This window comes from Niastella caeni (assembly GCF_004834005.1).
Lineage (GTDB): Bacteria > Bacteroidota > Bacteroidia > Chitinophagales > Chitinophagaceae > Niastella > Niastella caeni.
In genome coordinates, this window is sequence record NZ_STFF01000007.1 from 272,352 (window position 1) to 287,043 (window position 14,692).

At 41.0% G+C, this 14,692-nt stretch carries 12 protein-coding genes; 6 read left to right on the plus strand and 6 right to left on the minus strand.

All coding sequences use genetic code 11. The annotated features are described in order from the left end of the window. Positions 1–63 precede the first annotated feature (63 nt). On the minus strand, positions 64–1,281 hold the full coding sequence (locus FAM09_RS23255; protein WP_136579557.1) for a tetratricopeptide repeat protein: 1,218 nt from the start codon (positions 1,279–1,281) through the stop codon (positions 64–66). 206 nt (positions 1,282–1,487) lie between these two features. On the opposite strand from FAM09_RS23255, the gene FAM09_RS23260 reads away from it, so the two are divergent. The 6 genes from FAM09_RS23260 (at position 1,488) to FAM09_RS23285 (ending at position 8,316) form a co-directional block, all read left to right on the plus strand. Beyond that, a complete protein-coding gene (locus FAM09_RS23260; RefSeq protein ID WP_208025641.1) occupies positions 1,488–2,537 on the plus strand; it encodes a hypothetical protein in 1,050 nt (349 codons plus the stop codon). A 192-nt stretch (positions 2,538–2,729) separates the two neighbouring features. Beyond that, on the plus strand, positions 2,730–3,845 hold the full coding sequence (locus FAM09_RS23265) for a serine hydrolase domain-containing protein (protein ID WP_136579558.1): 1,116 nt from the start codon (positions 2,730–2,732) through the stop codon (positions 3,843–3,845). After that, positions 3,842–4,864, plus strand: a complete 1,023-nt coding sequence (locus tag FAM09_RS23270; protein ID WP_136579559.1) for a sensor histidine kinase — start codon at positions 3,842–3,844, stop codon at positions 4,862–4,864. Before FAM09_RS23265 ends, FAM09_RS23270 begins: the two co-directional genes overlap by 4 nt. Continuing rightward, complete coding sequence (locus tag FAM09_RS23275; RefSeq protein WP_136579560.1) at positions 4,854–5,540, plus strand: LytR/AlgR family response regulator transcription factor; 687 nt, start codon at positions 4,854–4,856, stop codon at positions 5,538–5,540. Before FAM09_RS23270 ends, FAM09_RS23275 begins: the two co-directional genes overlap by 11 nt. 128 nt (positions 5,541–5,668) lie before the next feature. Further along, positions 5,669–6,838 (plus strand): Gfo/Idh/MocA family protein, encoded by a 1,170-nt coding sequence (locus tag FAM09_RS23280; RefSeq protein ID WP_136579561.1) that lies wholly within the window; start codon positions 5,669–5,671, stop codon positions 6,836–6,838. 23 nt (positions 6,839–6,861) lie between these two features. Next, a complete protein-coding gene (locus tag FAM09_RS23285) occupies positions 6,862–8,316 on the plus strand; it encodes a Gfo/Idh/MocA family protein (protein WP_136579562.1) in 1,455 nt (484 codons plus the stop codon). Between the two features lie 66 nt (positions 8,317–8,382). On the opposite strand, the gene FAM09_RS23290 is transcribed toward FAM09_RS23285, so the two are convergent. The 5 genes from FAM09_RS23290 to FAM09_RS23310 are packed head-to-tail and all read right to left on the minus strand — an operon-like array spanning position 8,383 to position 14,426. Further along, positions 8,383–9,141, minus strand: a complete 759-nt coding sequence (locus tag FAM09_RS23290) for a hypothetical protein (protein ID WP_136579563.1) — start codon at positions 9,139–9,141, stop codon at positions 8,383–8,385. Positions 9,142–9,177: 36 nt separating this feature from the next. Then, the gene (locus tag FAM09_RS23295) at positions 9,178–12,093 is read right to left on the minus strand and encodes a caspase family protein (RefSeq protein ID WP_166437254.1); all 2,916 of its coding nucleotides are present in this window, start codon (positions 12,091–12,093) and stop codon (positions 9,178–9,180) included. Further along, positions 12,083–13,114, minus strand: a complete 1,032-nt coding sequence (locus FAM09_RS23300; RefSeq protein ID WP_136579565.1) for a hypothetical protein — start codon at positions 13,112–13,114, stop codon at positions 12,083–12,085. The genes FAM09_RS23295 and FAM09_RS23300 overlap by 11 nt, the downstream gene beginning before the upstream one ends. Next, a complete protein-coding gene (locus tag FAM09_RS23305) occupies positions 13,111–13,857 on the minus strand; it encodes a hypothetical protein (RefSeq protein ID WP_136579566.1) in 747 nt (248 codons plus the stop codon). The genes FAM09_RS23300 and FAM09_RS23305 overlap by 4 nt, the downstream gene beginning before the upstream one ends. Next, complete coding sequence (locus FAM09_RS23310; RefSeq protein WP_136579567.1) at positions 13,854–14,426, minus strand: hypothetical protein; 573 nt, start codon at positions 14,424–14,426, stop codon at positions 13,854–13,856. Before FAM09_RS23310 ends, FAM09_RS23305 begins: the two co-directional genes overlap by 4 nt. Positions 14,427–14,692: the final 266 nt, after the last annotated feature.

The window sequence follows — 14,692 nt, forward strand, 5'->3', positions numbered from 1 at the left end:
AAAAATCATACCCGCCTGGCACATATAGCGAATTGCGATAAGGTGAAGGAATACCCCAATGCATCACAAATACGTCAATTTTTTTTCTTCATACTTTTCCTGCGGGGGAAGGTCCCGGAAATACGGTAACTGACGTAACCACCTGGGAAAAAGGAAAAAGATAATGAGCACGCCCATCAGTAATGCAGAAATAAAAACTATTACAATCTGGAAGTGCAGTATCCTCACCTGGTTGGCCTGCTTTTGTTTTAATAATGCTTCCTTCTTCTCATAAATAAACTTCGCCTCCAGGTCAGCTGTTTTTTTACGGGTATCGTCGTTGAAGATACTATCTGAATAGACCTTATATAACTTGAAATAGGTAAGGCTGTTGCGGTAGTCTCCTTTTTTTTCATACAGATCGGCCAAACATTCAGATCCGCTTTTTATTCCTTCTTTATGTTTTATTTCTTTTGCCAGTGATAAACTTGTCATGGCATATGAAATGGCGGTATCTGTTTGTTCAAGCCCGCGGTAGGCTTTTGCCAACGCAACCATCGTGTTCATTCTGCCCAGGTTATCATGGGTTCGCAGGTAATAACCAAGCGAAGTGCGGAATAAAGGTATCGCTTCCTGGTACTGTTTTTTTTCACACAATACATTGCCTATGTCTACCCGTACAAAGGCGGCGACAAATCCGTCGGGATCATTGATAACCCGCAGCGCCTCGCGGTATAATGCCAGCGCCTGGTCATGCTGATGGTGTAGGAGGGGGATGGCCGCCTTATCAACCAGCAGGTAGGCTTTTGCTACAGTATGATTTATGTCCGTGGCTATTTTGTACGCTTTGTTAAAATGCTGTGATGCTGCTGCTTCCTTTCCCGTGTTCAGGTAATACATTCCGATATTCCTGAGCATATTGAGTTCAACCTCTTTATCGTTTATTTTTTCGGCCAGGGCCAGCGCCTGCTGGTAATAAGATAACGACTGTGCATAGTTGCCAGTCAGGGAATAGTAATAACCCATTGAGCAAAAGCTTTCCAGTACGCCCTTTTCATAATGGATGTTGTTAGCATACCGATGTACTTTTTGCGTATAGAACAGCAGGCTGTCTGGGTTTATTTCGTAAAAGCAGGTAGAAAATTTAGCAAGCAGGTTGATATATGCAGTGTCTTTCTCGAATCCTTTTATCTTTTCTTTTTCGTTGAGCAATTGCCGGTAGTTTGCTAACCGGTGGGGTTGAGCAGAAGATGTAAAGGCAATCAACAGCCCGATGAGCGCAAAAGCAATGCGTGTTTTCATAAAGGTTCGGTTTCTTTTCTGTCGCCACAACAATCGTTACAATATAATAAAAAATCATCAAATAATGAATTGTTGCCCACTGTGTATGTAGCTTGTTTCAAAGTCTGCTATACTTCTTTAGCAACCAAATATTTAAGTTTATATATTGACCATTGTACCTTTAGCTGGCGCACAAATATCATTTTTTAAACCATAAACACTTATGTATGAAACGTTATCCTATTTTAACTATTGCTGTTGCAGCCTGCCTGTTAATTACGACATTGGCTTGTGCAAAAAAAATCAATGGGGCGCTGCGGTATGCTGCTTTAGCTGCTGAGCCAACACCGGCTGTGAAAGCGTTGGCCGGCGCTCCTTCAGATGTGGCAAGGGGAAAACTTCGCGCTTTGATCAATAATGTAAAAGGGGCTACCATGCGTAGGTATGCTGCGCGCGATAATGCAGGTCATACCCTTGACTGTATCAAGATCATCGCTAACCCATATGTGAGCGGCCAGTTTATCGGTGTATCGCATGCGGTTTTCAACGGGGTACTGAAAGTTAATTTAGCTGTGTCTACCGATCTGGTAAATTGGACCTGGGTACGGGAACTGGCTGGCTCCAATAATGGACAAGCCTCACAACCAACCATAGCCGTAGCATCGGATGGCGGATTTGTGGTGGCCTGGGAGCAGGAGCCCAATAACCATATCAAGGTAGTGTATTTCAGTAACTGGACTAATCTTCAGGCTGGTGTTGTTGCCAAAAGCTATGACTGCCCACGCACCCTTTCAACTTGCGCAGAAGGCACGCCCAATCTATATTCCGCTAGTTCAACCCGTTGTGATATCGGCCACCATTTTTATTCAAACTGCACCGTCGACCGCGAGGCCCGGGGTACACTAACGAATTTCAGTTCCTGGACCACCAGCGCCCAGTCTAATGTTGATAATGCGATGCTCTATTGGGGCGTCAAAGGCAATATTGGCGATCGTGATGGCTATACGAATTACCTGGGATATAATTTTGGTCTGATTGAAGGGCAATATACTGCCAACGACTGGAGCTCCTGGCGCGTTTTTCTGTATGACTATCAAACCGGAAATGCCGATACAACTACCATAAAGACTGATGGTGGAAGCACTGCCTTTGCGAACCCTACGATCACCAAAACACAATTGAACGGTCAAAATATAATGCTGGTCACCTTATTTATTCCCAGTGAAGGGGCAGCAGCCGGGGAAGCCGGGGAGCTTATTTATTATAGCAAGTATTAATATCGGCGGGTTAAATCAAAATTAGTTTGAAGCCGGTCTTAACTATTGAAGGAACAAAAACGGCATTTTGCAGCCCGGATGTGATAATATGCAGAAGTCATTTTTTGAATTGAGCTGGAGTAAGGAATTTTAATGCACCAGAATTAACATCATTAATTTCAATTGCAATAAATATTTCATACGTCATATTCAATGAAACAAAATCTAACTATCATTTTATCGCTATTCACCCAACTTGTTTTCGGTCAAAGTAAACAGGCAAACGACATTATCAGGGATAAGTCGTTTAGCGCAGCTATTAAAGAGGCTGAGAAATACATTGACTCTTTACGCGAAAAACAGGACCTGCCTGGAATTTCAGTTTGTGTAGGCAACAAAGAGAAGATCTTGTGGGCGGAGGCTTTTGGATATGCAGATGTAGAGAATAAGACCAAATTGTCTATTAATTCTAAATTCAGAATTGGGTCTGTCTCCAAATTACTCACGTCTTTGGCTGTAGGCAGGCTATACCAGGAGGGAAAGCTGGAATTGGATGCGCCGGTTCAAAGATATGTGCCTGATTTCCCTGTTAAGCAATATACTGTTACCAGCCGACAACTGGCAGCACATTTGTCTGGCATTCGCCATTACAGAAAAGGGGATCCCCTGGACATGCCGAAGAATTATAAAAATGTAACGGAGGGCCTGTCCATTTTTAAAAATGATACGCTGCTATTTAAACCAGGAACCAAAAGTGAATACTCAACATATGGTTATTCTTTGTTAAGCGCTGTTATTGAAGGAGCTGCCCATATGTCCTTTTTATCGTATATGCAGGATAGTATTTTTATTCCGTTCGGCATGACCCATACAGCAGCTGATATTAATGACAGCATTATTGCCTACCGGGTAAGATTTTATGATCACGACGGAAAAAAACTGGTGAATTCGGCGCTGGTAAACAATAGCTATAAATGGGCCGGAGGAGGATTTTTATCAACGCCGTATGATCTTGTACATATGATAAGAGGGTTACTTAATCACAAGGTATTGAATGAAAAGACCCTTGAGCTGCTATTTACTCCGCAAAGCCTGGAAAATGGAACCAGCACAAATGTTGGCATAGCCTGGCGTATCAATAAAACAAAAAGCGGCGTCACCTATATTCATCATGGCGGTGCCATACAGGGCGGCAGGACCTTTGTGCTGTTTTATCCCGAAAGCGGCTATATTTTCGCAGTAACGGCTAACGTCGGTGGAGCCCTGCTCAATGTTGATGAAGCGATGGCCGTCCTTCGCCTTTTCATAAATTCGAATACCGAACGATGAAAAAATCAATTGCTCCACTACTTTTTAATATAGGTTATTGGCTCATTTACCTGTTCCTGACCGGGAGAGGTATATTTAAGGATGATGATCCGATAAGCATTTGGCTTGTGAACATTTTTAATGGAATGTGCAGCTTTTTTACGTTTTATTTTTTGCTGGTGCCCAGTTTCCTGGCCAAAAAAAAGTTCCTTCCTTTTATAGGTTGGGGAACAGGGATAATTATTGTTGCAGCGCTTATTCCCACCTTGTTCATCTTATTCCTTAGCCGGGATGCACGTAGTATGATCACAGCCAGTATTCAATGGGAACTGGCGCAAAATATCTTCCTTGTTTTTAGCATCCTTGCACTCCTTAACGGTATAATAGCCACTATTTTCAAAGGCTTTTTTACCTGGTATAATGATCTGCACACAAAAACGGAATTGGAAAAAAAGAATCTACAGATGGAACTGTCCCTGTTGAAAGCCCATCTTAACCCGCATTTTTTATTCAATACCCTCAACAATATTGATATCCTGATCGAAACAGATCCCAAAGCCGCTTCTTCTTATTTACAAAAGCTGTCAGACATTCTCCGCTTTGTTGTTTACGAAACATCCCTGGAAAAGATCCCGCTTACGAAAGAACTCGCTTACATAAGAAAGTATGTTGAACTGCAACAGATAAGAACATCCAATAAACAATATGTACATTTGAAGATCTCAGGTGACCCTGGCCAATTGATGATCGGCCCCATGTTATTTATCCCATTCATTGAAAATGCATTTAAACATGCCAGCAACAAAAAAATGAATGGGGCCATTACCCTGGGAATATCAATAGATGATAAGCAGCTCTATTTTAACTGCACAAATAGGTATGATAAATCCAAATCGTCTATAGAAGCGCATAGTGGAGTCGGGATCGCTTTACTGAGGCAAAGGTTAGACCTGTTATATAAGGACCAGTATGAATTGGAAATAAACCAGCGCGAAAATATTTTTAATGTTACTGCTGTAATAAAATTGGATGGACATTAACTACATCATCATTGAAGACGAGCCATTGGCTATGTTGCGTATTAAACAGTATGCGCAAAATTTACCTTTCCTCAAGATCCTCGGGGCTTTTGATAATGCGCTGGAAGCGATCGTCTTTATGCAAACCGGAAAAGTTGACCTTATTTTTCTCGATATTCAAATGGATGGTCTTTCAGGTATTCAGTTCCTTGAATCTATAAAACAAAGACCTGAAGTTATTATTACAACTGCTTTTGATGAGTATGCAGTAAAGGGATTTGAGTTGGAAGTAGCTGATTATTTGGTAAAACCTTTCCCTTTTGAACGATTTCTTCAGGCGGTAATGCGGGTGCAAAATAAATTAAAGGTTGACCAGCCCGGTATACAGCAGCCATACATCTTTGTTAGATCAAGCTACCAGCATATAAAGATCTTTTGGGAAGATATCCTGTTTATAGAGGGCGTTCGAGATTACCGGAAAATTAATTGCAGGGATGATAAAAAAATTATGACTTCCGAAACATTCACTACGTTGGAATCGAAACTTCCGGGCAACCAGTTTTGCCGGGTACATAAATCTTTTTTGATCTCAGTTAATAAGATAGAATCAGTAGAGAAGGACAGAATTAAAATTCAAAATAAGATAATTCCTATCTCGGAAATGTATAGGGCTGATTTTTATAAGCTCATTAAATAGTTATCCGGTGCTTAGAAGTATCGCATTCATCTACTAAATATAACAACAATTTTAGTTTGCTGGGAACGATTTGATTAAATTAGCAATAGCATTGCACGGATAAATTTTTTTAAAGCTAATATAACGATATGCCTAAGCCAAACTTTAACCGTCGTAAGTTTTTAAGAAACGCAGCCACATTAACAGGAATGAGTTTGTTTGCCGGCCTTCCTGAAAATATAATTGCCGCAGGCAAATATCATTCGGTACCCGACCAAACTGCAGCGGAACAGTGGGGTGACCCGCGAATAAAATTTTCGGTCATTGGTATCAATCATGCTCACATTTATGGGCAGGTGAATGCGGTTATCAGGGGTGGGGGGGAATTGGTATCGCTTTATGCAAAAGAACCCGAATTGATCGCCGCATTCAAAAAGCGATATCCACAGGTAAAACTGGCTAACAGCGAAAATGAAATTCTGGAAGATAAGTCCATTCAACTTATTCTGAGTGCCGCTATTCCTGTTGAACGTGCAGGCATTGGCATTCGTGCCATGCAGCATGGAAAAGATTATATGAGTGATAAACCTGGCATTATATCATTGGATCAATTGGCAGAGGTGCGCCGGGTCCAAAAGCAAACAAACCGCATCTATTCCATCATGTACAGCGAACGGCTCGAGAACAAAGCTACCGTTAAGGCTGGTGAGCTGGTGAAACAAGGCGCCATTGGCAATGTTATACAAACCGTTATTCTTGCTCCACACCGCATGAATGCCAATGATCGCCCGCAATGGTTTTTTGATAAAAAATATTTTGGCGGCATTATTACCGACATCGGCTCGCATCAGTTCGACCAGTTTCTTTTCTTCACCAATTCTGATAAGGCAGAGATCATCTTATCCCAGATTGGAAATGTGGCGCATCCTCAATATCCCGCATTCGAAGACTTTGGCGATATCACGCTGAGGGGCAATGGCGGTACCGGGTATATCCGGGTAGACTGGTTTACGCCAGACGGATTAAAAACATGGGGCGATGGAAGACTTACTATTCTTGGCACTAAAGGTTACATTGAAGTTCGTAAAAACATAGATATAGCGGGAAGGCCTGGCGGCAGCCACCTTTTTATAGTGAACGAAAAAGACACGCAGTATATCGATTGCAGTAATGTAGAACTGCCCTACGGTAAACAATTAGTTGATGATGTCATTAATAGAACGGAAACTGCCATGACCCAACATCATTGCTTCCTGACAACAGAGCTTGCGCTAAAAGCGCAGCAGCATGCGCAGCAACTCAATTTTAATAAAGCGTAAGCCAGTTACATAAAAAAATTAAAATGGAAAAGCAACAAAAACCTTCATCCAGCCGCCGGAAATTTTTAACCGATACCGGCAAAGCTTCATTGGGCACTGTCCTTGCTTTGAACATTCCAACGATTGTTCCGGCATCCGTGTTTGGAAAGAACGCGCCCAGCAACCGCATTAATGTTGCATCTATTGGTTGCGGAAGAATTTCAATAACGCACGACATGGCTGAAATTGCACGCTATGCCGGCGCCAGGATCATTGCTGTTTGCGATGTTGATAAAAAAAGAGCTGATTATGGTCCGCAGGCAGTTAAAAATAATTACACCAAAGCAATAAAAGAAAATGGGGGACTGGCCGGCGATTGGGACATTAAAGTTTATTACGATTACAAAGAACTTTTATTAAATAAAGATATCGATGCCGTTCACATCAGTTTGCCCGATCACCAGCATGCCATTGTGGGTGTGCACGCAGTACGGGCAGGCAAAGATGTTTACCTGCAAAAGCCTGCGTCACTAACTATTGAAGAGGGGAGAATACTTTCGAATGAAGTGAAAAAGAACGGACGCATTTTGCAAATGGGAAGCCAGCAAAGATCAATTGCTCCCTGGCCCCAATTTAAAAAAGCATGTGAGCTCGTTCGCAATGGAAGAATTGGCCAGTTGAAAATAATTGAAGTGGGCTTGCCTGGTGATCCCGGTGGTGGTAATCCAACGCAAATGCCTGTTCCTGCCAACCTGAATTATGATGCCTGGTTGGGCACTACGCCAGAAATTTATTATACCGAAGACCGTGTGCATTCACAGGATGCAACGCCAAAAGGAATTGTAAGCCGCCCAGGATGGTTGCGCTGTGAGCAGTTTGGCGCCGGCATGATCACCGGCTGGGGAACACATCATATGGATACTGCGCATTGGGCTATGGGTATGGATCATAGCGGACCAATTGAAGTATGGGGAACTGCAAAGTTTCCAACCGATGAACCAAATTATAAAGGACTTTGGGATGTACATGGCATCTTCAGGACCGAAGCTATGTATGCTAATGGTGTTCATATGATTGTTTCCAATGAATTGCCCAATGGGGTAAAATTTATCGGCACTGATGGATGGATCTGGGTAACCCGCGGCAAATACAGTGTTACTGATAGCGACCCTGTTGCCAACAGTAATGGCATCAAGCCGCTTGATGCAAGCAATTCAACATTGTTACAGTCAGTTATTGGGCCGAATGAAATTCATTTGTATGAAAGCACTGAGCAACACGCTAACTGGCTCGATTGTATTAAAACCAGGAAAGAGCCGGTTGCGCCAGTTGAAGTAGGCCATCGCTCATGCAGTGCGTGTTTGCTGCACCAGATTGCCATAAAGCTGAAACGTAAAATATATTGGGACCCCGTAAAGGAAGTATTTAAAAACAATGACAAAGAAGCAACAGCCCTTTTGTCAAGACCTCGTCGTAAAAAATATGATTTTAATGCATAGAAAAACAAAATTTTCTGCATCGCAATTCTTAATAAATAACTATAGAAGCTGACGGATAACCGTGAATCATCGTCTTTTAGTAACAACATCTGCATGGACTGGTTGGCCCAATTCTATTTCATACTTATCCTTTCCATCTGATTTGTCCTTAATTTTGAATACGTTGATGGCATTTAATTTATAAAATACCGTTACAGGAGCGCCGCTATTGTACACCAGGGAAACATTGTTGGTAGTACTTCCTTTTCCCCTTGTATTTGCTTTAATCATTTCTTTCACTTTTGCATTCATTTCGGCACCCCATTTATTGCTTTTGTTAAGTATGATGTTTACATTGGAGCTTTGCACGGTTTCTAGAATAATGTATAGACGTGATTGTTCGAGCCCTAATACGGCAATATTACTTTCTATCAATCCTTTCTTTTTGTTGAATGCACCGAGGATATCATCATTGATACGTGTTAATTGTCCATTATTCACCTCGAATGATGCATTTACGCGGTTGGAATCGTAGAAGCTTACTGAGGCGGTAGAGTCGATGTTCTTTATAGCAAGGAAATTAGCCAGCACGTTCAAAGACACATTTTTTGTTTTTGTTCTTTCGGGAATGGCAACCGGGCTTGTTAGGGTCTTAAGATCCAAAATACCACCCGGGATACTTTTGTACTTGCCATCCGAATCAATGGCGAAAATCACACCTACAACATCCAGGGCATTGGGTGCTTCATTCAGTGTCCACTCTTTATCAAGTGGCTTTATAATTTTAGTGCTGCAGGAAAAAATAGAAACACTAGCTACAATAAAAAAAAAGTGAATAGTACACATATGTTATTATTTAGATTTTCAGATGTTGGTTTGTGTTCAATGAATATCCCAGTCAAATTCATCATTGTCGCGCCTAAATACTGGCACTTGATGACCATTCGATTGTTTGTATACTTCTTTGTTTAAAAATGACTTTAGCTCTGATATGGAAACATGTCCGTTTTCGTCCGCATCCGCTTTTTTATCGATCACACCTTCTTTAATGCACCAGGTTAATATACCACTGCCCCATTTATTGCCTTCCCTGGCAAACTGGTTGCCACGCGCAGCGGACATTACAATGGCGCCATTCTCTTCCAGCACGTTGGAGTAAATATTGTTCATCAAATAGTAAGCCTCATCTTCATTCTTTAGCAACTGGTTACTGGCAATGATTTTAGCAGGTAGCACCGAATTGTTCTTATCCAGTGAGTCCTTTAATTTTTGCAGATAGGCTTTTTTATCGATGTTGCCGCTGTTACAGGCATCCAGGAATAATATTTTACGGTGAGCAGGTATTTTTTCCAACGCTTGCTCCAGTTCAGCATACGATAAGCCATTTTGGGTGGGGTCGCTAAATTTCACAGCATGTGTGCCCAGGAAAAGATCTAGCTGTGCATTCAACAATCCATGTCCACTGAAAGAAATGATCACCAAGTCGTTTACGCCACAATGTTGTAATCCTTGCAACTTCTGCATAACAGCTTCTTTGGTAACCTCCCGATTCCTTAATGAATCTGCAATACAGTTATTACCCCAAATGTTTTTGAATGATTTTCCGAGTTGCGATACGTCTGAAGTGGCATAAGTAAGGTTATGCTCTGGTTCGGCATATTCGTTTACACCGATACCCAGGTAATGTATGGTAGGTGTTACTGCATAATCTGACTTAATGAAATATGTAGTGGTTTTGTTCTTCAATAAGGATTCATCTTTACAAACCGGACGTATGTAATTATCTCCACTTTTAAGTAAAACTTTTAACAGGGTATCAAATTTCGTTACTTTTCTGGCGGAGATGTCAATACCGTTAGTTCCCCATAAAGGATTGTTGTTTACAGTTACATTAACAGATTGTAATACCGAGCCGGTAGATTCATAGTACAGTTGGCAAAGAAAAAAGGAATCCTTTGTATAGTAATTCTTATTCCAGTTAGTGATCTGGGCTGTTGGAAATTGTGCCTTCACAAAATCGTCCTGCATCGCTTTATTACGATCCAGGTTTTTCAGATAAGCGATCCTGTACAACTCTAATCGATTGGTATCGGTACTGCCCATTTGTTCTAACACCAGGTCGGGGCGGTTGTAATACAGCTCCAACTGGCCTAATGAATAGCTGCCTTTTGCGTCGTCATTGATAGTGATGTTCTGCAACATTTTTTTCGACGAAGCATAGAAATAATTATTAGGTAAAACTACCAGATAATCACCTCCTTTGTATAAATAAACATGGCCAATGATTTTGCCGTTTGAATCGGCACGCAGGATAGTGCCGAAATTAAAATAGAGATCGTAGAATCGCTGGCCGGATTTTTCCGAGGAGATAACTGATTTCAATACCAGGCCTTGTGGCAACGCAATAGGTTGAAAAGAGTTATTGCCGTAGCATAATAGTTTACCCCCGCTTTCGTAAAAAACCTGGTCCTTGAAATAATTCACGAATCTGCCCGATACCTTTACTTTCGATTCTAAGTCTGCCGCCAGTTTAATGATCCTAAATTCGTTATGGGTTTGCAGTATCAGGGAATCAGTTTGCCCCAGTAACATGATTGAGGTTACTTTTTCTGTGTAACCCACTTTCTTTTTTCTCTTTCCATGCAGGTTGTAAATGGTTAGATAAAAAGGGGCGCGCCAGATGGCGAGGAAATTGTCGTTTACTGTATATAAGGGATGGCCATCGCCATATGCCATATAGGAGCGGCTACGTTTATGCGATAAATCGTATTGAGCAATAGTTTGATTTCTATTGATCCAGATGTTATTTGAAGTTGTTTTGATATCAGGTTCATAGTCTACAGCCCATTTGAGGTAAGGTGCGTTGGAAAGCATTGTGATGATATCTGGGATGATGATGAAATGACCCAAGTAAGTGGTAATAGGTGCCCATACCTGATTATTGAATTGCAATCGCATCATGTAACGTGCAACACCAGCCTTACTTGTGTCTTTATGATAAACCCGGTAATTATTCCAGAAGTAAAAATTAGATGCCTGCGAATCTTTCAGAATAGGCGTGAGTGCATAAGCGTCTTTCTTCCATTTAAATCTGGTAAAATCCAGCTTATCGTAATGACGATTTTCTTTTACAAACCAGGCGTCCTGCGAAATGATTACCGTTTTTCCAAGCAAGTTATCGGCCTGTATATTATTCGTGTTAAATAGGGCTGAACTGAGCTGAAATACCAGCTTACCTTGCTGAATGTCATAAACACCAATGCTTCCGTCCTCCATACCTGCCAGCAATAAATAGGGCAACACAGGATGAAAGGACAATGCACTTGCTTTAACCGGTAAATCAATGATGCGAAGTTCCCTCATGTTATTAATAGGCCGCAAAAAAAGTATTTTGTCTATCTCAGTACGGTACGCGATAAAACTTTCATCTGCATTCACTACTACTTCTTCAAACCCATAGAGCACTGCAGGTACCACAAAAAAAGTATGACCATTCTTTTTGCAAATGATTTTGTTATTCTTCCTGCCAAGGGTTGCAGTAATGGCTGTAGAAGCTGGCCCGGCAGGCTGCCAGGAGGGACTGCTTAAATATCGGTTAATTTCCTGGTGCGCGAAGAAGTCCCACTGCAGCCACGTATTGCCTTTGTCTTTACTCAGTAACCTGCTGCCCGATTGATCGAACTGCAATTCGGTAATGGGCTTTTCATGCCCTTTTTGAAGGTATACTTTCAATTGCTGGCTATACAATATATAGTTCGTCAAAACAAGAAAGTATAATAATAAATAGTTACCTTTCATACAACGGGGTAATTCCAATAAAGGCATGGTTAAAAAGTTCGACACTCATGAACAACAACCCATATTTGTTCGTGGCAAAAAAATCCTTTCCACTTACTAGTCGCATGGTTGTTTCATACATCGGTTTTCCATTAAATATTCCGAATAAGGTATTCATGTTTCGATAGGTAGCGCTCCATACTAACCCACCAGATAGGCTAGTGAACTGGAACCCATCTGACCCATTTACATAACGTCGGTGCGAATACAATACACGATCGGGTGCCATAGTATTGTACAACACAATATGTGTATTGCTACTCTTTGCCTTACTGACAAGCGGGGTTAAAACAGCAGTGTCGGGCACGCCGGATAGGTAATCGGTATAAACGAACAAGATCCTGTTGGCATAGCGGGCATGGCTGTTGATGTAAGAGAGGGTGGTATCGATTGACTGTACCAGGTTACTTGAACCACCATTTGTTTTGATATCGAATACTGGTGCCAGCGAATCAGATTGCAGTTTTTGATGGTCTTCCTGGAACTTACTAAACATGGTCCTGTAAACAGGCACTTTCGGGTTACCGACCGCGCAAATGCCAAAATTAACTTCAAATTTTCCAATATTTTCACTCAGGTTTTGGAAAAAGGCTTCTTTAAATGGAAGTAACTGATCGAGATTAAAACTTTCTGTGATTGAAAGGATTGATTTATCCATCAATAAGAAAATGGACGCCGGTAATAATGGTTTATTGAGCAATTTTGTTTCCACAACTTCGCAAGTAACCAGATCGATATCCCTTGCGCCCTCGATAAGACCAACATGATTGAAATGAAATAAATGTGTAGGTAATAGATTACCATCGTTTACATTGCCATTAATGGCATAGGTCAGCTTTAAAACGCATGAGTTATTGGTATATGAAATAAGGGAGCTACTGCCTTGCACAATCCCGACTTCAGACAGTATGTCGTTTTGTGGTTTGGAACAACCAGTCACTACAATTACGACGTTTATCAGTAAGCGAATGCTCTTCCTCATTTTTGTACATATTTATTACCAAATAAAAACCCTAACTGCAACCGAAATTGCTGACACTGCTTGATCAGTATGGGCTTGTCAGATCGAAAAATTTCGAGGTTGCGGTTCTGAAAATCGTATAGTATATCTAACAGTACACGATGCCTCCTGAATTGAATGCCGCAAGAAAAAGTAGTTTTTAGAAAATAAAATCTATCATGTAAATCAACTAATACTGGTTCACCTAATAAGTTTACAATTATTTCATCACGAAAAGTAGCTTTCAACAACTTGTTAAAATAATTATAGTCTTGCTTAAATGTAATAAGGCTGTAAAACAAGCCTGCTTTCACAAGAATATGAACTGATCGATTGTCGGATACAATATAGCCGATATGAACATGCGGTCTTAATGAATAGTTACTCACCATGATGGCTTGCTGAGAAAAGTAATAGGCCTGTCCGATGGCGTCCTCATTCATATTATACTCTTCCGATTGGAGGCCCAGGCCATACTCGATCATAGTTCTTTTTTTTATGGTTAAAAAAAACAGGTCGACGTTGCTCCGGAACATAAATCTATTGGTGTTATTAACGATAGCTACCGTACCGAGGGCAGGAAAATAGATGTCGGAAGGTTGATAGGTTACCTTATAATATTTTGCCGGCGATATTTCCACGCCCCATGACCTCATCTTAACTTGTTGTCCCTGACAAAGGAGCACAGACATAAATGCGATGCTTATGAAAAACCATCTTTTCATAGCTTAGCCATTTTAGTGGGGTTATACTTTACACTTGGAGCAAAATTGTAACCAAGACGTAAAGTAAGTGAATGGCCGCCTGACGTATAGAAATAATAATTCCGTTCGTAATTAGAAACATTGTCGATTGTAAATCGATGAACCGGGTAGGAATAACTCAGTTGAAAGGCAAATTGTTTGTTCATTATCCAGCAATATCTGTCAAGGTTAATAGCTGGCCTTATCTCGCCGCCATTGCCTTCATACTTGCGAACTACCAGGCTTTGTCCGTTATTATCTATGTCAGCCAGCCTGCTCACCGAAATATCACGCACAAACAACCTGCTATATTCAACACCGAGTGACAGCGAGTACGAACCTTTGTTAAGAAAAAAGTGTTTGAGGTAATACCCCATGCCTGCATTAAACAAACTGCCTTTATAGGGGAACGGAACACTATTATATTCTGTGTCTGCAGGTGTTTTATATAATAAGGGACCATTAAATCGGTAGGCAGTACCTATGTCGATATATATAAAGAATTGAAACATGGAAATGCGGGCATGAATCGCCGGAGCAGTATATGTCATATTATAGTCCCTGATCTGCTGACGACTTGCTTGTAGACCCACCCATATCCCTTCGTTGATAGTTACCCAAAACTTCCTGTGCTGGTAAAACTTTTTGCCTGCTTGCCCAAAGGCAATAGATATGTGTATAAGACAACACAAGGTTAGGTTAATGAGTAAGTAACATTTTCTCATAGCAATAATCAGTAAGAGCTTTTAGGAGTTGTTGCGGTTAGGTTTAGTTTAATCATGTCAATAACCGCAAAGCAAAAAAAATGAATTAATAC

What these genes read in the sequence shown, in the direction of transcription:
- FAM09_RS23255 (WP_136579557.1), bottom strand. Translation starts at nt 1,281, where the DNA reads ATGAAAACACGCATTGCTTTTGCGCTCATCGGGCTGTTGATTGCCTTT.
- FAM09_RS23260 (WP_208025641.1), top strand. Translation starts at nt 1,488, where the DNA reads ATGAAACGTTATCCTATTTTAACTATTGCTGTTGCAGCCTGCCTGTTA.
- FAM09_RS23265 (WP_136579558.1), top strand. Translation starts at nt 2,730, where the DNA reads ATGAAACAAAATCTAACTATCATTTTATCGCTATTCACCCAACTTGTT.
- FAM09_RS23270 (WP_136579559.1), top strand. Translation starts at nt 3,842, where the DNA reads ATGAAAAAATCAATTGCTCCACTACTTTTTAATATAGGTTATTGGCTC.
- FAM09_RS23275 (WP_136579560.1), top strand. Translation starts at nt 4,854, where the DNA reads ATGGACATTAACTACATCATCATTGAAGACGAGCCATTGGCTATGTTG.
- FAM09_RS23280 (WP_136579561.1), top strand. Translation starts at nt 5,669, where the DNA reads ATGCCTAAGCCAAACTTTAACCGTCGTAAGTTTTTAAGAAACGCAGCC.
- FAM09_RS23285 (WP_136579562.1), top strand. Translation starts at nt 6,862, where the DNA reads ATGGAAAAGCAACAAAAACCTTCATCCAGCCGCCGGAAATTTTTAACC.
- FAM09_RS23290 (WP_136579563.1), bottom strand. Translation starts at nt 9,141, where the DNA reads ATGTGTACTATTCACTTTTTTTTTATTGTAGCTAGTGTTTCTATTTTT.
- FAM09_RS23295 (WP_166437254.1), bottom strand. Translation starts at nt 12,093, where the DNA reads ATGAAAGGTAACTATTTATTATTATACTTTCTTGTTTTGACGAACTAT.
- FAM09_RS23300 (WP_136579565.1), bottom strand. Translation starts at nt 13,114, where the DNA reads ATGAGGAAGAGCATTCGCTTACTGATAAACGTCGTAATTGTAGTGACT.
- FAM09_RS23305 (WP_136579566.1), bottom strand. Translation starts at nt 13,857, where the DNA reads ATGAAAAGATGGTTTTTCATAAGCATCGCATTTATGTCTGTGCTCCTT.
- FAM09_RS23310 (WP_136579567.1), bottom strand. Translation starts at nt 14,426, where the DNA reads ATGACATATACTGCTCCGGCGATTCATGCCCGCATTTCCATGTTTCAA.